The 22,044-nt window shown below is 69.0% G+C and carries 18 protein-coding genes and 2 pseudogenes; 16 read left to right on the top strand and 4 right to left on the bottom strand.

Going from position 1 to position 22,044, the window contains the following annotated elements; genetic code table 11:
• Positions 1-11 precede the first annotated feature (11 nt).
• Complete coding sequence (locus BO996_RS19405) at positions 12-1,565, top strand: YdgA family protein (protein ID WP_071956155.1); 1,554 nt, start codon at positions 12-14, stop codon at positions 1,563-1,565.
• Positions 1,566-1,605: 40 nt separating this feature from the next.
• On the opposite strand, the gene BO996_RS19400 is transcribed toward BO996_RS19405, so the two are convergent.
• Positions 1,606-2,385 carry an IclR family transcriptional regulator gene (locus BO996_RS19400; protein ID WP_071956154.1) on the bottom strand — a complete coding sequence of 260 codons (780 nt, stop codon included), beginning with the start codon at positions 2,383-2,385 and terminating at the stop codon, positions 1,606-1,608.
• Between the two features lie 118 nt (positions 2,386-2,503).
• On the opposite strand from BO996_RS19400, the gene BO996_RS19395 reads away from it, so the two are divergent.
• The 7 genes and pseudogenes from BO996_RS19395 (at position 2,504) to BO996_RS19370 (ending at position 7,689) form a co-directional block, all read left to right on the top strand.
• The gene (locus BO996_RS19395) at positions 2,504-3,505 is read left to right on the top strand and encodes a Bug family tripartite tricarboxylate transporter substrate binding protein (RefSeq protein WP_047472366.1); all 1,002 of its coding nucleotides are present in this window, start codon (positions 2,504-2,506) and stop codon (positions 3,503-3,505) included.
• A 102-nt stretch (positions 3,506-3,607) separates the two neighbouring features.
• Positions 3,608-3,902, top strand: a pseudogene (locus BO996_RS19390) (tripartite tricarboxylate transporter substrate-binding protein); the annotation flags it as partial.
• A 57-nt stretch (positions 3,903-3,959) separates the two neighbouring features.
• Positions 3,960-4,646, top strand: coding sequence for a methyltransferase (locus BO996_RS19385; RefSeq protein ID WP_071956152.1), 687 nt, complete (start codon positions 3,960-3,962; stop codon positions 4,644-4,646).
• Positions 4,643-5,575: an NAD(P)-dependent oxidoreductase gene (locus BO996_RS19380; RefSeq protein ID WP_071956151.1), complete on the top strand. Its 933-nt coding sequence runs from the start codon at positions 4,643-4,645 to the stop codon at positions 5,573-5,575. The genes BO996_RS19385 and BO996_RS19380 overlap by 4 nt, the downstream gene beginning before the upstream one ends.
• Before the next feature lie 138 nt (positions 5,576-5,713).
• Positions 5,714-5,848, top strand: a pseudogene (locus BO996_RS29955) (tripartite tricarboxylate transporter substrate binding protein); the annotation flags it as partial.
• A gap of 4 nt (positions 5,849-5,852) precedes the next feature.
• Positions 5,853-6,743: an amidohydrolase family protein gene (locus BO996_RS19375; protein WP_071956150.1), complete on the top strand. Its 891-nt coding sequence runs from the start codon at positions 5,853-5,855 to the stop codon at positions 6,741-6,743.
• A gap of 22 nt (positions 6,744-6,765) precedes the next feature.
• Entirely contained in the window at positions 6,766-7,689 is a 924-nt protein-coding gene (locus BO996_RS19370; protein ID WP_071956149.1) for an SMP-30/gluconolactonase/LRE family protein, read from the top strand.
• Positions 7,690-7,746: 57 nt separating this feature from the next.
• On the opposite strand, the gene BO996_RS19365 is transcribed toward BO996_RS19370, so the two are convergent.
• Positions 7,747-8,286, bottom strand: coding sequence for a PadR family transcriptional regulator (locus BO996_RS19365; RefSeq protein ID WP_016446262.1), 540 nt, complete (start codon positions 8,284-8,286; stop codon positions 7,747-7,749).
• A gap of 160 nt (positions 8,287-8,446) precedes the next feature.
• Here BO996_RS19365 and BO996_RS19360 point away from each other — a divergent pair, with 160 nt between their 5' ends.
• Positions 8,447-10,468 (top strand): NADPH-dependent 2,4-dienoyl-CoA reductase, encoded by a 2,022-nt coding sequence (locus BO996_RS19360; RefSeq protein WP_071956148.1) that lies wholly within the window; start codon positions 8,447-8,449, stop codon positions 10,466-10,468.
• Between the two features lie 47 nt (positions 10,469-10,515).
• Entirely contained in the window at positions 10,516-10,956 is a 441-nt protein-coding gene (locus BO996_RS19355) for a nuclear transport factor 2 family protein (RefSeq protein WP_063325552.1), read from the top strand.
• A gap of 66 nt (positions 10,957-11,022) precedes the next feature.
• Here BO996_RS19355 and BO996_RS19350 read toward each other — a convergent pair whose 3' ends face one another.
• Together BO996_RS19350 and BO996_RS19345 are read right to left on the bottom strand one after the other, a co-directional pair.
• Complete coding sequence (locus BO996_RS19350) at positions 11,023-12,474, bottom strand: catalase (RefSeq protein WP_013802010.1); 1,452 nt, start codon at positions 12,472-12,474, stop codon at positions 11,023-11,025.
• A 264-nt stretch (positions 12,475-12,738) separates the two neighbouring features.
• Positions 12,739-13,281 (bottom strand): PAS and helix-turn-helix domain-containing protein, encoded by a 543-nt coding sequence (locus BO996_RS19345; protein WP_012206070.1) that lies wholly within the window; start codon positions 13,279-13,281, stop codon positions 12,739-12,741.
• Positions 13,282-13,354: 73 nt separating this feature from the next.
• Here BO996_RS19345 and BO996_RS19340 point away from each other — a divergent pair, with 73 nt between their 5' ends.
• The 6 genes from BO996_RS19340 (at position 13,355) to BO996_RS19315 (ending at position 22,042) form a co-directional block, all read left to right on the top strand.
• Positions 13,355-14,062, top strand: a complete 708-nt coding sequence (locus BO996_RS19340; protein WP_016446257.1) for a CoA transferase subunit A — start codon at positions 13,355-13,357, stop codon at positions 14,060-14,062.
• 2 nt (positions 14,063-14,064) lie between these two features.
• Positions 14,065-14,703: a 3-oxoacid CoA-transferase subunit B gene (locus BO996_RS19335; protein ID WP_012206068.1), complete on the top strand. Its 639-nt coding sequence runs from the start codon at positions 14,065-14,067 to the stop codon at positions 14,701-14,703.
• A 102-nt stretch (positions 14,704-14,805) separates the two neighbouring features.
• Positions 14,806-16,170, top strand: a complete 1,365-nt coding sequence (locus BO996_RS19330) for an HD-GYP domain-containing protein (protein ID WP_034394715.1) — start codon at positions 14,806-14,808, stop codon at positions 16,168-16,170.
• Positions 16,171-16,260: 90 nt separating this feature from the next.
• Positions 16,261-17,157, top strand: a complete 897-nt coding sequence (gene imuA / locus BO996_RS19325; RefSeq protein WP_071956147.1) for a translesion DNA synthesis-associated protein ImuA — start codon at positions 16,261-16,263, stop codon at positions 17,155-17,157.
• A gap of 6 nt (positions 17,158-17,163) precedes the next feature.
• The gene (locus tag BO996_RS19320; RefSeq protein ID WP_071956146.1) at positions 17,164-18,663 is read left to right on the top strand and encodes a Y-family DNA polymerase; all 1,500 of its coding nucleotides are present in this window, start codon (positions 17,164-17,166) and stop codon (positions 18,661-18,663) included.
• A complete protein-coding gene (locus BO996_RS19315) occupies positions 18,656-22,042 on the top strand; it encodes an error-prone DNA polymerase (RefSeq protein WP_071956145.1) in 3,387 nt (1,128 codons plus the stop codon). The genes BO996_RS19320 and BO996_RS19315 overlap by 8 nt, the downstream gene beginning before the upstream one ends.
• Positions 22,043-22,044: the final 2 nt, after the last annotated feature.

Raw genomic sequence — 22,044 nt, 5'->3', positions numbered from 1 at the left:
GGATATTCACAATGAGCAACAAGAAAACCGTAGTGGCCGCTGCCGTGGCATTGGCCGTCGTGGGCTATGGAGGAACCACCTGGTATACCGGCCAGAGGGCCGAGGCTGGCTACAAGGAGGCCGTGGCCGAATTGCGCAAGGTGCTGGGCGAGAAAGTCGTCGTGACCGACGAGTACCACAAGGGATTCCTCTCCTCCCAGGCCAAGCTGGTGCTGCAGTGGCCTGCGGCGCAAGCTCAGGCAGCCGATGCGGCTGACGCGGCTGACGCGGCAAAAGCAGCCGACACAGCTGAAGCGCCCGCCGCCGCAGAACCGGTCGCTGCGTCCAAGCCCGTGCGCCTGGTGGTGGACACCACGGTGCGCCACGGCCCGCTGGCCGGTGGCCGACTGGCGGCAGCGGTTTCCGAGACGCGCTTTGCGCTCGACGGCCTGGACGAAAAGAGCACGCAGATGCTGGCCAAGGCCGCAGCCCCCACGCTGACCAGCGTGCACCACTTCACGGGCGGCCAGGATGTGCGCCTGCTGCTGCCCGCCGGCGAGCTGGGCGACCAGGAAGTCACCATGCGCTGGCAGGAAATGGTGCTGGACACGGCCCTTGGCGGTGGCAGCGTCAAGGGCACCTGGCGCTGGCCCGAGGTGGCCCTGCTGGGCCTGCCCAGCCGCGACAAGTCCATGGGCGTGGAAGAGGAAGAGGGCGAGGAGGAGGAATCCGACAACGACGAGGCCCTCCCCACCCCGCCGGCCGCAGTGCCCGTGGAGCGCACCAGCATCATGCTCACGGGCCTGGAGAGCAGCTTCGAGAACAAGGTCATCGACGGCCTGTGGGGCCTGGGCCCCGGCAAGGCCAGCGTGCGCATCGCCCGCTTCGGCATGAGCAGCACGCCCGCCGAAGGCGGCGAGGCCAAGACGCTGCTGGACCTCAAGAACGTGGACGGCAGCTCGGTCATCGAGTCCGACAAGACCACGCTGGGCATGACCACCCAGGTCAAGGGCACGGGCCGCATCGGCCCCATCGATTTCGAGTCCGTGGGCTACGAGGAAAAGATCCAGCGCCTGGACATCGAGGCGCTGCGCGGCTTCCAGCGCGTCATGGTCGAGGGCTACCGCAAGGAGGGCCTGGCCAAGGCGCTGGAATCGCTGGAAGAACAGGGCATGGGCGTGCTGATGCAGAACGCCCCGCGCCTGGTGGCGGCCCTGCCGGCCTACTCCATGAAGCTGCAGGCCACCTACCAGGGCCAGACCGGCCACCTGGAGTACGGCGCCGAAGTGCAAAGCGCGCCTACGCAGGAGCAGGTCGCCCAGGCCGGCTGGATGCCGGCGCTGCTCAAAACCTCGGCACTGCAGGCCAATGCCAGCCTGCCCAAGGCCTGGCTGGAGCCGCTGCTCAAGGCATCGGGCAAGCCCGATGTCTCGGCAGACGACGTGGAGGGCATGCTGGGCATGGCCCAGGCCACGGGCTATGCCCGCCTGGAAGGCGACAAGCTGGTCAGCGCGCTCAAGATGCAGGCCGGCCAAGTCACGCTCAACGGCAAGCCCATCGCCCTGCCCATGGGCGCGCTGCAGTAAGCGGCCATCCACCTTCCGGGCGTCGCCCCGGAAGGGGTTCTCAGGGGTGCCACTGGCTGGCGCGCACCACAGGGGCCTGTGTGCTGGCGCTGCCCGCCAGCGCATAGGACAGCTGGTTGGCCGCCGCCACCACGGTCTGCGCCATGGCTTCCAGCCGGGACTCGGGCAGGCGCGATGCCGGCCCCGAGATGCACACCGATCCCATCAGCCGCCAGTGCATGCCGAACACCGGCGCCGACACCGTGGCCACGCCCTGTTCGCGCTCGCCGATGGACCAGTGGTAGCCGCGCTGGCGGATCTGCTCGTACACCGGCCCCGGCTCGCCTGAAAACGCCAGGATCACGCGCCCCGGCGAGCCCTGGTCCAGCGGCAGCCCCTCGCCCATGCGCGCATGGTGGCGCAGGGCCTGCGGCCCTTCCACGCGCACGAGGCAGGTGCGCACATTGCCTTCGCGCACATAGAAGGCCGCGCTCTCGCCGCTGGCCTGCGTGAGCGCGCGCAGCGCGGGCTCCAGCACGTTCTGCACATCGAAGCCCGCCTGGTAGCGCGCACCCAGCCAGCCTGCCGCCGGGCCCAGGCGCCAGTCCCCATCGTCTCTTTGCACCATGAAGCCCGACTGCGCCAGCGTGCGCGCCAGCCGCAGCACCGTGGTCTTGTGCAGCGCGCAGCGCCGGCTCAGTTCCGCCAGGGAAAGATGGGATTCGCCCAGCGCAAAGGCCTCCAGCAACAGCAGCGCGCGGGTGACGGCGATCACACCGCCGTCCTTGGCAGGAGCGTCCTGGGATGGAGAGAGGGAAGGCGTTCGGTGGGCGTTGCTCATGGTGCAATTGGTTGCGCTGTATGAAACGGCATTGTATGGGTTGAAACGTTTTCATAAAGTTCGTCCCACGCACCGCAGCCATGCGGGCGTTGGACACAACAAACGGAGACAAACCGCCATGCCGATTCCCTCGCTTTCGCGTTGCCTCAATGCACGCCTTCTTGCCGCCCTGGTCGGCGTTGCCGCCATCGTGCCCATGGGTGCTGCACAGGCCCAGGACACCTATCCCCGCAAGCCCATCCGCCTGGTGGTGCCGTTCCCGCCCGGTGGCGGCACGGACATGATTGCGCGCACCGTGGCCCAGCGGCTGGCGGACCACAACAAGTGGACCGTGGTGGTGGACAACCGGCCCGGCGCCGGCGGCAACCTGGGCGTGGATGCCGTGGCCAAGGCCGCGCCGGACGGCCATACCCTGGTCATGGGCCAGACCAGCAACCTGGCCATCAACCCCTCGCTGTACGCCAGGCTGCCCTATGACCCGCTGAAGGACCTGGTGCCCGTGGCGCTGGTGTCCTCGGCGCCCATCGTGATGGCCGCGCCGGCCAACTCGCCCTACAAGACCTTTGACGACCTGGTCAAGGCCGCCAAGGCCAAGCCCGACGGCCTCACGCTGGGCTACTCGGGCAACGGCACGGTGGCGCACCTGGCCGGCGAACTGGCCGAGAATGCGGCCGGCATCAAGCTGCGCCATGTGCCCTACAAGGGCGCGGCCCAGGCCATGACCGACCTGGTGGGCGGGCAGATCGATTTCTACATGTCCGCCGTGCCCACGCTGCTGGGTCAGGTGCGCAACGGCAAGCTGCGCGCGGTGATGGTCACCTCGCTCAAGCGCTCCGACCAGCTGCCGCAGACGCCCACGCTGGCCGAGTCGGGCTACAAGGACTTCGAGGCCGTCACCTGGTTCGGCGTGCTGGCCCCGGCCGGGACGCCCCAGGCCATCGTGCAGCAGCTGAACAAGGCCATCAACGACGCGCTGCTGGTGCCCGAGGTGGCCGAGAAGCTGCGCTCCGAAGGCGGCGAGGTGCTGGGCGGCTCGTCCGAGAAGTTCGCCGCGCTGCTGCGCGCCGAGGTGCCGCGCTGGGCACGCATCGTCAAGGACTCGGGCGCCAGCCTGGACTGAGACCGGGGGGCAGGGGCGCCAGCCCTTTCGCTTCCTCCGCGCTTCCTCCTCCCTTCCTTTTCCTTCCTCCATCGAGATCTCGCCATGGACTGCGACAGCCTTGCCGTGCCCGTCCGTTTGGCCCCTGCCTCGGGCGGCAGCGGAACCGTCTTGCAGATGCAGGGCGAACTGCTGCAAAGGCAGGGCGGCGTGCGCTTCATCCACGTGCCCTACAAGGGCGACACGCCCGCGCTGGCCGTGACCTCGGCGGCGCGTCTGAAGGCCCTGCCTGACGTGCCCACCATGGCCGAGGCCGGCATGGTCGGCGGCACGCCCCCGGCAATTGGGCGAGCTGCAGAAATCCGACTCCGCCAAGTGGGCCCAACTCATCCGCGAGGCCGGCATCAAGGCCGACTGACGCGCGCACATCTTCCTGATCTTCCTGTTTTTCTTCCCCCCATCTCACCGAACCATCATGAGCCAACTCCCAGAAATCATCCGTGACATAGAGCGCGTGGACGCCCAGGTCGTGCAACGCGCAGCAGGCTTTCAGGCCGCCATCCTGGCCGACGTGGCGGGCCGCCGCGGCACCATGCATGCGCGCGTGGCGCCCGTGCACCAGGGCATGAAGGTGGCTGGCCCGGCCTTCACCGTCGAGGTGCGTCCCGGCGACAACCTCATGATCCACGCCGCCATTGCGCTGGCCCGGCCCGGCGATGTGCTGGTCATCGACGGCAAGGGCGACCAGACGGCCGCGCTCATGGGCACGCTGATGCTCAGCGCCTGCAAGAAGCTGGGCCTGGCCGGCGTCATCGTGGACGGCGCCATCCGCGACCGGCTGGAGCTGCTGGAGCTGGACTTCCCGGTGTTCAGCGCAGGCTTCAACCCCGCAGGCCCGACCAAGTTCGTGCCGGGCCGCATCAACCACGCCATCTCCGCTGGTGGCACGACGGTTCACCCGGGCGACCTGGTGGTGGGCGATGCCGATGGCGTGGTCGTCATCGAGCGCGGCAAGGCCCCCGCCATGCTGGAGCTGGCCGTGAAGAAGGTGGCGGACGAGGCCGCCCGCATCGAGGCCATTGCGCGCGGCGACACGGCATCGAAGTGGCTGCCCGCGGCCTTGCGCGCGGCCGGCGTGCTCAAGGAAGGGGAATCGCTGTGAGCACCATCATCGTCACCGGCGCCGATCTGGCGCAACAGGCGCTGGACCTGCTGGCGCAGCACGACATCGTCTATGCGGGCAAGACGCCCACCGAAGAGGACCTGGTCGCGCTGTGCCGCGCCCATGATCCCGTGGCCATCATCGTGCGCTACGGCAAGGTGGGCGCGGCCGTGATGGACGCGGCGCCCTCGCTGCGCGTGATCTCCAAGCACGGCAGCGGCACGGACACCATCGACAAGGCGGCCGCCGCCGAACGCGGCATTGCCGTGGTGGCCGCCGCTGGCGCCAATGCGGCGGCCGTGGCCGAGCAGGCACTGGCCCTGCTGCTGGCCTGCGCCAAGTCGGTGGTGGCGCTGGATGCACGCATGCACGCAGGCCACTGGGACAAGGCCACGCACAAGAGCCTGGAGCTGGGCGGGCGCACTGTGGGCCTGGTGGGGCTGGGCGCCATCGGGCTGCGCTTTGCGCGCATGGCCGATGCGCTGGGCATGCGCGTGATCGGCTTCGATCCCTTCGCAAAGAACCTGCCCGCCTACGTGCAGCCCGTGGACCTGGAAACCATCTGGCGCGAGTCCGACGCGATTTCGCTGCACTGCCCGCTGACCGAGGAAAACCGGGGCATGCTCGGCGCCGCCACGCTGGCGGCCTGCAGGCGCGGCGTGATCGTGGTCAACACCGCACGCGGCGGCCTGATCGACGAGGCCGCGCTGCTGGCCGCCGTGCGCTCGGGCCAGGTGGCGGCCGCAGGGCTGGACAGCTTTGCGGTGGAGCCCATGGTGGCCGGCCACCCGTTTCAGGGCGAAAGGAACTTCGTGCTCAGCCCCCATATCGGCGGCGTGACCGGCGATGCCTACGTGAACATGGGCGTGGGCGCGGCCCGCAATGTGCTGGAGGTGCTTGCCCGCGTGCCTGCGGCGGCCGGCGCCTGAGCCAGGGCAGGGGCGCCGTGCGCGCCCTTGGCCCACGCATGTGCATGCATGTGATTTGAGGAGACAAGTGATGTCGAGGAATTTCCAAGAGGTCCGCCGCCTGGCCTTGCGCGGCGGCCTGCTGGCCGCCACGGGCCCGAGGTGCGCCAGCGACTGAGCGACCTGGGCGCCCAGCCCATGGGAACGACGCCGGCCGAGTTCGCGGCCTTCCTCCAGAAGGAAGACGCCAAGTGGGGCGAGGTGGTGCGCAAGGGCGCCATCGTGCTGGACTGAGCGCATGGCCATGAACGCATCGACCATCGCCGTTGCGCATTCGGCCGGCACGAACCGGCCTGCGCGCACGCTGCCGCCCCTGGCTTGCGACAGCCACATGCACATCTTCGATGCGCGCTTTGCACCGTCGCCGCACTGGCCGCGCACGCCGCCGCATGCCGACGTGGCCATGTACCGTCAACTGCAGCGGCGCCTGGGCACTTCGCGCGCCGTGGTGGTCACGCCCTCGACCTATGGCACGGACAATGCCTGCACGCTCGATGCGCTGGAGCGCCTGGGCGATGTGGCGCGCGGCGTGGCCGTGGTCGCCCACGACGTGGCCGATGCCGAGCTGGACCGGCTGGCCGCGCACCGTGTCTGCGGGGTGCGCGTGAACTTTGTCTCGCCGCAGTCCTGGGGCGAGACCACGGCCCACATGCTGGTCACGCTGGCGCACCGGGTTGCACGGCTGGGCTGGCATGTGCAGGTCTTTGTGCAGCCCGAACAGCTGGTGGCGCTGGAGCCCGTGCTGGGCGCGCTGCCCGTGCCCCTGGTCGTGGACCACCTGGGCCGCATCGACCCGGCTGAAGGCATGGAGGGCGCGGCCCATGCCGCGCTGCGCCGGCTGCTCGATGGCGGCAACACCTGGGTCAAGCTCTCCGGCGCCTATATGCGTTCATCGGTGGGCGGCCCCTCCTATGCCGACACGCTGCCGCTGGGCCGCGACTTGGTGCGCGCCGCACCCGAGCGCTTGGTGTGGGGCAGCGACTGGCCGCACACCACCGAGGCGCCGGGCTCCGTCAACGATGCCGACCTTGTCGATCTGCTGCAGGCCTGGGCGGGCACGGACGAGGCCATGGACCGCATCCTGGTGGACAACTCCGCAAGGCTGTATGGCTTCGACGGCGCGGCCTGACACTCCAAGAAAGACAGACACCATGTTCCTGCTGCAAGCCCCCCAGGTCTGCGACCTCGAATCGTTCACCACCATGCCCGACGCGCTGCGCCGCCCCGAGCGCAGCGACTGGGCCGATGCCAACCGCAGCGGCGCCGTGACCGACTCCTTCCTCGAAGGGCCAGTGTTCGACGCGGCCGGCCATCTGTACGTGGCCGACATTCCCTGGGGCCGCGTCTTCCGCATCGATCCCCAAGGCGCCTGGACCCTGGTGGCCGAGTACGACGGCGAGCCCAACGGCATGAAGTTCCTTGACGAGCGCACGCTGCTGATCACCGACTACAAGAACGGCCTGATGCGCCTGGAGGTGGCCACGGGGCGCATCAGCCCCTATCTGCAGCGGCGCAACAGCGAGCGCTTCAAGGGCGTGAACGACCTGGTCTTCGATGCCGAGGGCAACCTCTACTTCACCGACCAGGGCCAGAGCGGCCTGCACGATCCCAGCGGCCGCCTGTACCGCCTGCGGCCAGACGGCCGGCTGGACCTGCTGCTGGCCAACGTGCCCAGCCCCAACGGCGTGGCGCTGTCGCCCGACGGCCGCGCTCTCTACCTGGCCGTGACGCGCGGCAACTGCGTCTGGCGCGTGCCCCTGCTGCCCGATGGCAGCGTGGCCAAGGTGGGGCAGTTCTTCACCTCCTACGGCCCCAGCGGCCCCGACGGCTTGGCCGTGGATGACCAGGGCCGGCTGCTGGTGGCCAACCCGGGCCTGGGCCTGGTGTGGGTGCTCAACCACCGCGCCGAGCCCGTGCAGGTGCTGCGTGGCGTGCCGGGAAGCTCGCTCACCAACCTGGCCTTTGGCGGCGCGGACCGCCGCACGCTGTATGTGACGGACTCCACGCACGGGCGCATTCTGCGTGCCCGGCTGGAGGCGCCGGGGCTGGTGCTGCACGGCTTGAACAAGGGCTGAGGCGGCCGTCGCGAGCTTCTCAGCCGTCTCAGTCGTCTCAGTCGTCGCAACCGTTCCTCAGGGCCTGGCCGGCATGTCCAGGATCTCCCGGGCTTCCTGCAGCAGGCCTATCCACAGCTGCTCCTGCTGTATGCCGGCCTTGAGCACCAGGTGCTGCAGCCGCCGCTCGCGCGTGGGCGGCTTGTCCAGGAAATCGCGCTGCTCCAGGCGCTGGTAGACGTCCAGCTGCGCCTGGTGCAGTGCCAGCAGCCGCTGCACTTCGTCCTGCAGTCCGCAGGGGCCCACCACCGCCTCGGCACGCAGGCGGACCATCCATTCCTCGCGCAGCGGCTTGGGGTCTTCCTGCTCGGCCACCCAGCGCTTGAGCTCCTTGCGGCCCGTGGGCAGGATGCGGTACTGGCGCTTGCGGCCCCGGCCGGATTCGGCGGGCAGGGCCTCGATCCATTGCGCCTCTTCCAGCCGGGCGAGTTCACGGTAGATCTGCTGGTGCGTGGCATTCCAGAAGTAGCCGATGGAGCGGTCGAAGCGCTCGGCAAGTTCCGAGCCCGAGCAGGGGTGCTCGACCAAGGCGGTGAGAAGGGCGTGTGGCAGGGACATCGGCAACAAAGGGACTGGCGCTGGGCGCCATCTTACGGGCCTGCATGTAGGTGCGGCCAAGCGCTGCAGTCATTTCTGCAATTTTTTGCGCAACCAGTTGCATAAATAAAGGAGGCTGACTACATTCATGCAATCAGTTGCATAAAAAAGCGAGACAGGCATGACCCACTACCCCCACCTGAATGCCGAACTGGACCTGGGCTTCACCACGCTCAGAAACCGCGTGCTCATGGGCTCCATGCACGTGGGCCTGGAGGAGGCGCCCAACGGCTTCGAGCGCATGGCCGCCTTCTACGCCGAGCGCGCGCGCGGCGAGGTGGGCTTGATCGTCACGGGCGGCATCGCCCCCAATGAGCGCGGCAGGCCCATGAAGGGCGGCGCCATGATGATCAATGAGCACGAGGCGGACCAGCACCGCATCGTCACGCAGGCCGTCCATGCCGAGGGCGGCAAGATCGCCATGCAGATCCTGCACTTCGGCCGCTACGCCTACCAGCCCGGGCTGGTGGCGCCCAGCGCGCTACAGGCGCCCATCAACCCCTTCGTGCCCCATGCGCTGACGGGCGACGAGGTGGAGCAGACCATCGAGGACTTCGTGCGCTGCGCAGCCCTGGCCCGCCATGCGGGCTACGACGGCGTGGAGATCATGGGCTCCGAGGGCTATCTGATCAACGAGTTCATCGCCGCACGCACCAACCACCGCGATGACGAATGGGGCGGCAGCTACGCGGGCCGCATGCGCTTTGCGGTGGAGATCGTGCGGCGCACGCGCCAGCGTGTGGCGCGGGACTTCATCATCATCTACCGCCTGTCCATGCTGGACCTGGTGGAAGGCGGCTCCACGCTGGAGGAAGTGATCACGCTGGCCCAGGCCATCGAGGCTGCGGGCGCCACGCTGCTGAACACGGGCATAGGCTGGCACGAGGCGCGCATCCCCACCATCGCCACCAAGGTGCCGCGCGCCGCCTATGCCTGGGTCACGCAGCGCGTGATGGGGCAGGTGGGCATCCCGCTGATCACCTCCAACCGCATCAACACGCCCGAAGTGGCCGAGCGCCTGCTGGCCGAGGGCTATGCCGACATGGTCTCCATGGCCCGGCCGCTGCTGGCCGATGGCGACTTCGTGCGCAAGGCGCGCCAGGGCCGGGCCGACGAGATCAACACCTGCATTGCCTGCAACCAGGCCTGCCTGGACCATACCTTTGGCGGCAAGATCACCTCCTGCCTGGTCAACCCGCGCGCTTGCCACGAGACCGAGCTGGTGATTGCGCCCGCGCCCGCCGCCAAGCGCATCGCCGTGGTGGGCGCCGGCCCCGCGGGCCTGAGCTTTGCCGTCACCGCGGCGCAGCGCGGCCATGCGGTGACGCTGTTTGATGCGGCCAGCGAGATCGGCGGGCAGTTCAACATTGCCAAGAAGGTGCCCGGCAAGGAGGAGTTCCACGAGACGCTGCGCTACTTCCGGCGCCAGCTGGAGCTGGGCGGCGTGGCGCTGCAACTGGGCCACCGCGTGGAGGCCGCCCAGCTCATCGAGGGCGGCTATGACGAGATCGTGCTGGCCACGGGCATACGGCCGCGCGTTCCCGCCATCGAGGGCGTCAACCATCCCAAGGTGCTCGGCTACCTGGACGTGCTGCAGGGCAACAGGCCCGTGGGCGAGCGCGTGGCCATCATCGGCGCGGGCGGCATAGGTTTCGATGTGGCCGAGTACCTGACCCATGCCGGCGACAGCGGCGCCGTGGCGCCCCGCAAGTTCTATGCGGAGTGGGGCATAGACACGGACTACGCCCAGGCCGGCGGCCTGGCGCAGCCGCAGGCCGAGCCCTCGCCGCGCCGCGTGCACCTGCTGCAGCGCAAGTCCACCAAGGTGGGCGACCAGCTGGGCAAGACCACGGGCTGGATACACCGCACCTCGCTGAAGGCGCGCAGCGTGGCCATGGGCTCGGGCGTGGCCTATGAGCGCATCGACGACGCCGGCCTGCACATCACCGTGGACGGCCAGCCGCAACTGCTGGAGGTGGACAACGTCGTGCTCTGCGCGGGCCAGGAGCCGCAGCGCGAGCTGCATGCGGCCTTGAGCGCGGCGGGCTGCAGCGTGCACCTGATCGGCGGCGCCGACGTGGCGGCCGAACTCGACGCCAAGCGCGCCATCCTGCAAGGCACCACGCTGGCGGCCAGCCTTTGAGGGCGCCGCCCGATTCCGTTTTCCACCTCAACCACCAGGAGACAAGCATGTCCCAGCCCCCGAAGAACGCCCATCCCGCAGTCGCCCGCTCCCTGGAGCTGTGGCATCGCATGGTTGCCGCCAGCGACCTGGGCGAGCTGCACACCATCGTCCATCCCGATGCAGTGTTCCGCTCGCCCATGGCCAACACGCCCTATGCCTCGGCACCCGCGCTGATGCTGGCGCTGTCCACCGTGGTCCAGGTGTTCGAGAACTTCACCTACCACCGCCAGATGGCCAGCGATGACGGCCTGGACGTGGTGCTGGAGTTCAGCGCCAGCGTGGGCGGCAAGAACCTCAAGGGCATCGACTTCATCCGTTTCGACGAGCAGGGGCTGATCCGGGAATTCGAGGTCATGGTGCGCCCCATGAGCGGCCTGCAGGCCCTGGGCACGGAGATGGGCAAGCGGCTGGGCGACAAGCTTCCCGCCTTCAAGGCCGTGGCCTGAGGGCAGGGCGCGCCATGAAAAACGCCCCCGGCGATGCGGAGGCGTTTTGCCGTGGGCGTCAGCCGGTCAGAGCGTGCCGGCCTTCTGGCGGGCGATGGCATCGGCCACGCCCTTGCCGTAGGCGGGGTCGGCCTGGGTGCAGTGCGCTATGTGCTTTTGCACGATGTGCTCGGACACACCGGCGATGTTGCGCGCCGTGTTCTCGAACAGGCGCTGCTGCGCATCGGGCGTGAGCAGGCGGAACAGGTCGCCGGGCTGGGTGAAGTAGTCGGCATCGTCCTCGCGGTAGTTCCAGCGGTCGGCCGCGCCGTGCAGGGCCAGCGGCGGCTCGGCGAAGGCGGGCTGCTCCTGCCACTCGCCCTTGGTGTTGGGCTCGTAGGCGATGGTGCCGCCGTAGTTGCCGTCCACGCGCATGGCGCCGTCACGGTGGTAAGCGTGGTAGGGGCAGCGCGGCGCGTTCACGGGGATCTGGTGGTGGTTCACACCCAGGCGGTAGCGCGCGGCATCGCCATACGAGAACAGGCGCGACTGCAGCATGCGGTCGGGCGAGGGGCCGATGCCCGGCACCAGGTTGGCTGGCGTGAACGAGGCCTGCTCCACATCGGCGTGGTAGTTGCGCGGGTTGCGGTTGAGCTCCATCACGCCCACTTCGATCAGCGGGTAGTCCTTCTTGCTCCAGACCTTGGTCAGGTCGAAGGGGTGGAAGCGGTAGGTCTCGGCTTCATGCTCGGGCATGATCTGCACGCACAGCTTCCAGCGCGGGAACTCGCCGCGCTCGATGGCTTCCAGCAGGTCGCGCTGGCTGCTTTCACGGTCGGAGGCGACCACGGCGGCGGCCTCGGCATCGCCGAAGTTCTCGATGCCCTGCTGGCAGACCCAGTGGAACTTGACCCAGTGGCGCTCGTTGCTGGCGTTGATGAAGCTGTAGGTGTGCGAGCCGAAGCCGTGCATGTGGCGGTAGCCGCGCGGAATGCCCCGGTCGCTCATGACGATGGTGATCTGGTGCAGGGCCTCGGGCAGGCCGGTCCAGAAGTCCCAGTTGTTCTCGGGCGAGCGCAGGTTGGTGTAGGGATCGCGCTTGACGGCCTTGTTCAGGTCGGGGAACTTGAGCGGGTCGCGGAAGAAGAACACCGGCGTGTTGTTGCCCACCAGGTCCCAGTTGCCTTCCTCGGTATAGAGCTTGACGGCGAAGCCGCGGATGTCGCGCTCGGCATCGGCCGCGCCGCGTTCGCCGGCCACGGTGGAAAAGCGCGCGAACACTTCGGTCTGCTTGCCGATGTCGGAGAACACCTTGGCGCGGGTGTAGCGCGTGATGTCACCCGTCACGGTGAAGGTGCCGAAGGCGCCCGAGCCCTTGGCATGCATGCGGCGCTCGGGAATCACTTCGCGGTTGAAGTGGGCCATTTTTTCCAGATGCCACAGGTCCTGCAGCAGCATCGGGCCACGCGGGCCGGCCGTGAGCGAGTCCTGGTTGTTGGCAACCGGGGCGCCTGCGGCGGTGGTGAGCTTGTGGGTCATGGTCTCTCCTTGATCGAGGGGTGGTAGCGGCGCCGGCTTGCACGCAGGCAGCGCGGCGCTTGGAAAATCAATAGCTGCGTGCTATCGAATTGCTTTTATTGTTGTTTCGTTCTATGGATGCGGCAAGGCTTTGGCGATTGGCAAATCTCAACTGCGCCATAGCCAAAAAATTTCACCGCCTCCCGCATGCGCCGTGCCGGGCATGCTTTTTGCCAAGGCATTGTGTTGCGCGGGCGGATACGGCCCGTGTAGGCCGTCGCCCTGTCAGCCAGAGACCAGCTTGTGGACCAGATCGGCGGCCGTGGAGGCGCCGTACTTGCGCATCAGCCGTGCGCGGTAGATCTCCACCGTGCGGTGGCTGATGGCCAGGGCGCGGCCGATTTCCTTGGAGGTCAGGCCTTCCAGCAGGCGGGCGGCCACCTCGCGCTCGCGCCCCGTGAGCTCGGCCTTGACGGGACGGTGGGCGCTGAGGTCCTCGAAGCTCCAGATGCCCGATGCGTGCGGGTCGCTGCGGTCCAGCGTGCGGCCCGTGACATGGCACCAGAACGTTTCGCCGTTGGCGCGCTTCATGATGCGGTTGTCCGAGTAGAAACCCCGGGCGTTGAGAATGGGCGCGATGCGCGCGCCCAGCCGCTCGTACTCGTCGGCACTGGGGTAGAGGATCTGGAAGGTCTGGCCGATCAGCACCTCGCGCGAGGCCTCGAACATCTCGCAGACCTGGCGGTTGCAGTCGATCATGGTGCGATTGCGCGAGATCACGAGGCCGACGGGGGCGGCTTCGAACGCCAGCCGGTAATCTATATCCATGGGCAAATCTTTACGAAAAACTACCTATGTAAGTACGTAGTATCGTAGCGCATCCAATCTGAAGGAGACATGTGTGAAAAAGCTCTACCCCTCCGCGGAGCAGGCGCTCCAGGGCGTCGTGGCCGACGGGCAATTGCTGGCTGTAGGCGGCTTCGGCCTGTGCGGCATTCCCGAGGCCCTGATCGACGCGCTGCGTGACAGCGGCGTCAAGGGCCTGACGGTGATTTCCAACAACGCGGGCGTGGACGGCTTTGGCCTCGGCAAGCTGCTGGAGACGCGCCAGATCAAGAAGATGATCTCGTCGTATGTGGGCGAGAACAAGGAGTTCGAGCGCCAGTACCTGGCCGGCGAGCTGGAGCTGGAATTCACGCCCCAGGGCACGCTGGCCGAGAAGCTGCGCGCAGGCGGCGCCGGCATTCCCGCCTTCTTCACCAAGACCGGCGTGGGCACCATGGTGGCCGAGGGCAAGGAGCTGCGCGAATTCGACGGCGAGACCTATGTGATGGAGCGCTCGCTCGTGCCCGATGTCTCCCTGGTCAAGGCCCACCGTGCCGACAAGAGCGGCAACCTGCAGTTCCGCCTGACGGCGCGCAACTTCAACCCTGCCGCAGCCACGGCCGGCAAGGTCTGCATCGTGGAAGTGGAAGAGGTGGTCGAGGTCGGCGAGATCGCACCGGACGACATCCACCTGCCCGGCATCTACGTGCACCGCATCGTGCACAACCCGAATCCCGAAAAGCGCATCGAAAAGCGCACCATCACAGAAAAACAAGGAGCCTGACCATGCCGTGGACCCAAGACCAGATGGCCGCCCGCGCGGCCCAAGAACTCGAAGACGGCTTCTACGTCAACCTGGGCATCGGCATTCCCACCCTGGTGGCCAACCACACGGGTGACAAGGAAGTGTGGCTGCAGTCCGAGAACGGCATGCTGGGCATCGGCCCCTTTCCGACCGAGGATGCCGTGGACGCCGACCTGATCAACGCCGGCAAGCAGACCGTGACGACGATTGCCGGCTCGTCCATCTTCGGCAGCGACCAGTCGTTCGCCATGATCCGCGGCGGCAAGATCAACCTGTCCATCCTGGGCGCCATGCAGGTGTCCGAGAAAGGCGACCTGGCCAACTGGATGATTCCCGGCAAGATGGTCAAGGGCATGGGCGGCGCCATGGACCTGGTGGCGGGCGTCAAGCGCGTCATCGTGCTCATGGAACATGTGGCAAAGAAGAAGGACGGCACGACCGACCTCAAAATTCTTCCCGCCTGCACCCTGCCTTTGACCGGCGTGGGCGTGGTGGACCGTATCATCACCGACCTGGGAGTGATGGACGTGACGCCGCAGGGCCTGAAGCTCGTGGAACTGGCCCCCGAAGTGAGCTTCGAGGACATCCAGTCCAAGACCGGCGTGACGCTGATTCGCTGATGTTGCCGTGCACGGCCTGCCTTGGCAGGCCTGCGCAACAAGAGCCCGCCTTGCGCGGGCTCTTTTGCTTATATTTCAGATTTCGAGCCAATGGGAGCCTCTATGACGGATGTCGCGGCCGTGCGCAATCCACCGACAGCGCAGGGATGGAAGGACGAGGGCGTGCATTTCCTGCGCGCCGTCACCGACATGGCCGAGCATTGCAACGTGGTCACCGGCGAGCCCATCTTCAACGACAAGGGCGTCAAGCTCGTGGACAAGGGTGCGCGCATCGACGGCAACATGTACGAGCGCCTGGTCAAGCACAAGCTGCGCGACCCCATCGACAAGCACCTGGGCGTGGACAACCGTGTGGACGTGCTGGCCATCGAGGCCCAGGCCATGGTGCAGTGCGAAACCGTGGACCTGATGCGCCGCCTGGTGCAGTCGCTGGGCGGCACGGACCGGCTGCTGGCGCCGCTGCGCCTGATGGTGCTGCCGCCGCAGATCGCCTTCAAGCTCACGGTCATGCGCGAGCAGCGGCCCGAGCTGTTCGCCCACAGCCTGCAGATGATGCTGGTGGCCGTCTACCTGGCGCTGCAAAGCGAATGGAGCGAGCGTGAATGCGGCCCGCTGGCCACGGCGGCCCTGCTGCACGATGTGGGCATGCTCTACATGGACCCGGCCTGGACCGACCCCAACTACCGGCTCACGGGCGCCGAGCGCAAGCACCTGGTGGCGCACTCGGTCACGGGCATGCTCATCATGCGGGGCGCAGGCGCGTACTCGCAGGACGTGGAAATGGCCGTGCTCGAGCACCACGAGCGCATGGACGGCACGGGCTATCCGCGCGGCGTGCATGGCGAAGCCATCTCCAAAATGGGCCGTATCCTGTTGCTGGCCGAGGTGGTCTCGGCCTTCTTCGACAAATTCCAGGACCTGCCCGGCCAGCGCCTGTCGCTGATGCTGCGCATGAACCACCGCCGCTATCCGGCCGATCTGGTCGGCATCCTGCTGCCGCTGCTGTACGACGAGATCTCGCCGGGCACGCCCCTGCCGCCGCTGCAGGCCGAGGTCACGCACAGCGTGGCAGCGCTGTCTGCCGCCTTCCAGATGTGGGACACGTTCAGCCAGGCCTTTCCCGAGCGCTGGCAGGCCATGCCCGACCACCAGGCGGCCGTCTACATCGACTCCAGCATCGGCGGCCTGAAAAAGCAGCTGGCCGAGGCCGGCCTGCATCCCAGCCAGCAAACCGACCTGCTGGCCTACCTCAAGGACGATGTGCAGGGCATGAGCGAGCTGGCCCTGCTCAGCCGCGAGGCGCTGTGGCAACTGCAGGCCATCGTCAACGCCTGCCTGCGCCGCTGGCCCGCCATCAATGCCCGCACCCACGCCGTGGACACAGCGGTCGCGCAATGGTGCGAAGCCTGCATGCAGATCGACGCCACACCCCCAGCGGGCGGCGCAGCGAGAGCGCCAGCGCACTGAGACAGCCGGGCTTGCCCGGCTTTTTTACATCCGTGGATTTCTTGGAAATCAAGAGTGCTGTATATTCATACAGTATTTGAGATTTCCCCCATGACCACGCCCCACGCCTCCCAACCTGCGCAGCCCGCCCCCATGGCGGGCGCGGCGCGTGTGCTGCCTCAGTTGCAGGGCGTGTGGCGTGGCGATGGCTGGCAGCAGGCGCTGCAGCAGCGGGTCCAGCCTTCGGGCCATGCGCTGCTGGATGCGCAATTGCCAGGCGGGGGCTGGCCGCTGGGTGCCATGGTCGAGCTGCTGCAACCCGCGCATGGCCATGCCGAGTGGCCGCTGCTGCTGCCGGGCCTGGCGGCCCTGATGCAGCGCAGCGCGGGCCAGGTGGTGCTGGTGGCGCCGCCTTGCAGGCCTTTTGCTCCGGGACTGGAAGCGGCAGGCGTGGCGGCGCACCGGCTGTGCTGCGTGGAGGCCGACACCCACCCCGGCGCCCACCCCGGCGTCCACCCCGGCGTCCACCCGGCAGGCGATGGGGCAGGGCTGGCCTGGGTCTGTGAGCAGGCACTGCGCTGCCGCGACGTACTGGCCGTGCTGGCCTGGCTGCCAGCCGGTCTGCCCATGGCCACGCTGCGCCGGCTGCAATGGGCGGCCGCTGCGCAGGGGCGCATTCTGTGGCTGTGGCGCGAGGCCTCGGCTGCCCTGCAGACGGTGGCCTCGCCCGCGCCGCTGCGGCTGCGCGTGGAGACAGAGTTGGGGGAGCCGGGCGAAGGCGGCACGCCAGCCTGCCTGCGCGTGCAGTTGCTCAAGCGCCGGGGGCCTGCGCTGCAGCATCCCTTGAAGCTGCCGCTGCACCACTGGGCCTGGCAGGACGTGCTGCAGGCCCAGGCCCTGCGGCGCACCCGGCAGGCGGGCGAGGCGCAGCGCTGGCTTCATGGACACGGGCAACTGCTGCCCGCCGAGGCGCCCGCCCTGCAGGCGGCAGCGCACACCCTGGGGTGAGATGCCATGGCACAGCCGAATCAAGCACTGCACTGGATTGCCTGGCCGCTGCATGTCGCGCAGGGCGATGGCCAGGGCAACGGCGACAGTGATGGCGAAGGCAGTGCCTGCGCGCAGCAGGCCTGGTGGGCCCTGCGCTGGACGCCGCGCGTGGCTCTCTGGTACGGGGCAGGGCAGGCCGTGGCGTTGATGGAGGTGGGCAGCGTGGAGCGCCTGTGGGGCGGTCGCCAAGCCATGCTGCTGGGCCTGCTGCGCGCGCTGCGCGAACAGCAGCCCGAGGGCGGCCAGGCGGGCGGCCCCCGGATGCCGTCCTGGGCCCGGGGCGCCACGGCATGGCAGGCGCTGGCGCGTCTGCGCTGGCGCATGCAGGGCGCGGATTCGCGCCAGCCCTGGCCGCCTGCCGACGCACTGCCCATCTGGACACTGCCCGCACTGGAGCCGCATGCGCCGGCCCTGGAGCGCATGGGCTGCCGCCGCTGGGGCGAGCTGCGCGCCCTGCCGCGCGCGGGCCTGGCGCGGCGCATCGGGCTGCCGGCCCTGCTGGCGCTGGACCAGGCCTATGGCAGCAGCCCCCATGCGCTGGACTGGCTGGAGCTGCCCGAGCACTTTGCATTGCGCGCCGACCTGGGCTATCCGGCCAGCGACGCCCAGGCCCTGCTGCAGGCCGCCCGGCCCCTGCTGCGTGCGCTGCAGGCCTGGCTGCAGGCCCGCCATCAGGGCGTGCTGGGCCTGCAACTGCGCTGGCACCACGATCTGCGTCGCGTGGACGGCACGGAGCTGCCGGCCTGGGAAGCGCTGGACATCCGCACGGCCCGCCCCGCCCAGGCGCTGGAGCACATGGAGCGCCTGCTGCGCGAACGCCTGGCCCGCACGCCCTGGCGCGCGCCTGCGGACATGCTGGAGCTGGTGGCGCTGGACACCGCGCCTTTCGCTGCCGATGCCGGCAGTTGCCTGCCACCGGCCGCGCCCGGCCCGGCGCCGCTGGGCGAGGCGGCAGGCGCGACAGACGCGGCCAGCGGCATGGCCTGGCATGAATGGGTGGAGCGCGTCTCGGCCCGCCGTGGTGCGCAGGGCGTGCGGGTGGCGCAGCTGCAATCGGACCACCGGCCCGAGGCCATGCAGCGCTGGACCCCGGCCTGCGAGGCCCTGCAGACCCCGCAGGCGCCGCGGCGGCCCGCGCACGCGCGCAAGGCGGCCAACCCCTGGCAGGGCCTGCTGCCGCCCTGGCTGCTTGATCCGCCCCAGCCGCTGCTCCTGCAGGGCAGCCGCCCCTGCTGGCAGGGGCCGCTGCAATTGCTGGCCGGCCCCTATCGGCTGGAGGCCGGCTGGTGGGGAGAGCCGCAGGCCGATGCGGCGCTGGCTGTGCGTGACTATTTCGTGGCCAGCAACGCGGCTGTCGGCCATGTCTGGATCTACCGCGAGCGCACGCCTGCATCGGAGCGGCTGCCAGGCATGCCGGCCCTGCTGTCGCCCGCCGCCTGGTTTGCGCAAGGCATCTATGGCTGAACAGGACATCCTGCTGGAGCCGCCGCCCCCGCAGCTGCAGCGGCTGCAGCCTCCGCCCCAGGTCGCCGGGCCGGTGTCCGGCATGGCATCGGGCCCGGGCCTGCCCGGCTATGCGGAGCTGCACTGCCTGTCGAACTTCAGCTTTCTGCGCGGCGCCTCTTCGCCCGCCCAACTGGTGCAGCGCGCCAAGGCCCTGGGCTACCAGGCGCTGGCCCTGACCGACGAATGCTCGGTGGCCGGCGCCGTGCGGGCCTTCGAGGCCGCGCGCGACTGCGAGATGGCCCTGATCCATGGCAGCGAATTCGCCTGGGGGCCGCTGCGCGTGGTGGCGCTGGCGCGCGATCTGAACGGCTGGGGCAACCTCTGCGAGTTCATCAGCGCGGCGCGCGCCCGTGCCGAAAAGGGCCGGTACCTGGTCGATGCCGACAGCCCCTGGCATCTGCTGCGTGAAGGCTGCGAATGCATCGTTGTGCCGCAGCGTGCGCAGCTGTTGCCCGGCGATGTGCCCGCCATGGCCGAGGCCGTGCAGGCCGCCGTGGCGCAGCTGGGGCCGGGCTGCTGGCTGGGCGTGGAGCTGCTGCTGGCGCCCGACGACAGCCTGTGGCTGCAAAGCCTGCAGGACGTGGCAGGGTTGCTGGGCCTGTCCTGCGTGGCCTGCGGCGACGTGCACATGCATGCGCGCTCGCGCAAGCCGCTGCAGGACCTGGTGACGGCGCTGCGCCTGGGCTGCACGGTGGCCGAGTGCGGCTTCGAGCTGCACCCCAATGCCGAGCGGCATCTGCGCTCGCGCTTGCGGCTGGGCGGCATCTATCCGCGCGCCATGCTGGATGCAACCTTGCAGATTGCCGCGCGCTGCGATTTCAAGCTCAGTGAGATCCGCTACCACTATCCGCAGGAAACCGTGCTGCCCGGCATGGATGCACGCCAGACCCTGGCCTGGCATACCTGGCAGGGAGCGGCGGGGCGCTATCCCGAAGGCATTCCCAAGAAGGTGCGCAAGCAATTGCACAACGAGTTGAAGCTGATCTCCATGTGCGGCTACGAGATGTACTTCCTCACCGTGCACGACATCGTGCGATTCGCTCGCAGTCAGGACATCCTGTGCCAGGGCCGGGGTTCGGCCGCGAACTCGGTGGTCTGCTTCTGCCTGGGCATCACGGCCGTCGATCCCACCCTGCAGACGCTGTTGATCGCGCGCTTCATCAGCCGCGAGCGCAGCGAGCCCCCAGATATCGACGTGGACTTCGAGCACGCGCGGCGCGAGACCGTCATCCAGTACATCTACGAAAAATACGGCCGCGGCCGTGCGGCGCTGACGGCCGTGGTCAGCTGCTGGCGCACGCGTGGCGCACTGCGCGACGCGGGCAAGGCCCTGGGCGTGGATGCGATGCTGATCGATGCCATGGCCCGGCAGCACCACTGGTTCAGCGATGCCGAGGACCAGGCGGCCGAGCCGGAGCCCGAACCCGATGACCCCGCCCTGGGCTGGGTGCGCTCCAAGCTGCTGCGCCTGGCCCGGCTACGCGAGCGGCTGGGCGACGACTGCCCGCAACTGTCGCCCCAGCGTGCGCGGCTGTGGCTGGAGCTGGCCCTGCAACTGCGCGACAGCCCGCGCCACCTGAGCCAGCACGTGGGCGGCTTTGTGCTGACCGACGGGCCGCTGACGCGGCTGGTGCCCGTGGAGCCGGCCGCCATGGAGGGCCGCTCGGTCATCCAGTGGGACAAGGACGATCTGGACACCATGAATCTGCTCAAGGTCGATGTGCTGGCCCTGGGCATGCTCACCGTGCTGCGCGGCAGCCTGCACGCGCGCGCCGCGCTGCGCGGCCCGCGCTGGGAGCTGGCCGACATTCCCAAGGAGGACGCCGCCACCTACGACATGATCTGCCGCGCCGACACCGTGGGCACCTTCCAGATCGAGAGCCGCGCCCAGATGAGCATGCTGCCCAGGCTGCGGCCGCGCGTTTTCTACGACCTGGTGGTCGAGGTCGCCATCGTGCGGCCCGGCCCCATACAGGGCGGCATGGTCCATCCCTATCTGCAGGCGCGCGAGCGTCGGCGGCAGGGCGGCGAGCTGGTCCTGGAAAAGCCCGCGCTCGAGAAGGCGCTCAAGCGCACGCTGGGCGTGCCCATCTTCCAGGAGCAGGTGATGCAGATCGCCATGATCGCGGCGAACTTCTCGGCGGGCGATGCCGACGAGCTGCGCCGCTCCATGGCCGCCTGGCGGCGCAAGGGGGGCGTGCACCGCTTCGAGCGCCCATTGATCGACGGCATGCTGGCCAACGGCTACAGCGCCGAATTTGCCCAGGCCATCTTCCGCCAGATGCTGGGCTTTGGCGAATACGGCTTCCCAGAAAGCCATGCCTACAGCTTCGCCATGCTGGCCTATGCCAGCGCCTGGCTCAAGCGCCATGAGCCGGCCTGTTTCCTGATGGCCTTGCTCAATGCCCAGCCCATGGGTTTCTACACCCCCTCGCAGCTGATCCAGGATGCGCGCCGCCACGGCGTGCGCGTGCTGCCCGTCGATGTGCGCCACAGCGACTGGGATTGCACGCTGGAGGCGCCGCACGAGCGCATTGCCGGCGTCGAGCTGCCGCAGCCAGCCGTGCGCCTGGGTCTGTGCATGGTGGCGCAGTTGCCAAAGACTTCGGGCGAGCGCGTGGCCCAGGTCCGCGCGCAGGCGCCGTTCAGGAGCACCGAGGACCTGGCCCTGCGTGCCCGGCTGCAGCGCGCCGAACTGCAGGCCCTGGCGGCGGCCGATGCGCTGCAGGGCCTGTCAGGCCACCGCCGCCAGCAGATGTGGGATGCGGCGGCCCTGCAGGTGCAGCCCCCGCTGTTCGCGGGCGTGCCCGTGCACGAGGCGCCCGTGCAACTGGCCGCCGCGCCCGAGGGCGAGGAAATCCTGTTCGACTACGCGGCCACGGGCCTGAGCCTGCGCCGCCATCCGCTGGCCCTGCTGCGTGACCGCCTGCGCCGCCACGGGCTGCGCACGGCGCTGGAGCTGCGCGACACGCTGGCGGGCATGCGCGTGCGGGCCTGCGGCATCGTCACCGTGCGCCAGCGCCCGCCCACGGCCAAGGGCACCCTCTTCATCACGCTGGAGGACGAGACGGGTACCGTCAACCTGGTGGTCTGGCCCGATACCGTCACGCGCTGGGGCGAGCCTTTGCTGGGCGCGCGGCTGCTGGCGGTGGAGGGCATCTGGCAAAGCAGCTCGGATTGGGGCGGCGGCAAGGACCCCGGCGAGCCAGCGCCTGCAGAGCAGGCCAGCCAGGAGGTGCCCGCCGTGCGCCATCTCATCGTGCACCGCGCCCGCGACATGAGCCGCTGGCTGGGCCGCCTGGGCGGCGCCGGCGTGGCAAGCCGCAATTTCCACTGAGG

It is taken from the genome of Delftia sp. HK171 (assembly GCF_001886655.1).
GTDB lineage: Bacteria > Pseudomonadota > Gammaproteobacteria > Burkholderiales > Burkholderiaceae_C > Comamonas > Comamonas acidovorans.
The sequence above is the reverse complement of the archived record's forward strand: the minus strand, read 5'-3'. Positions and strand labels throughout refer to the sequence as shown.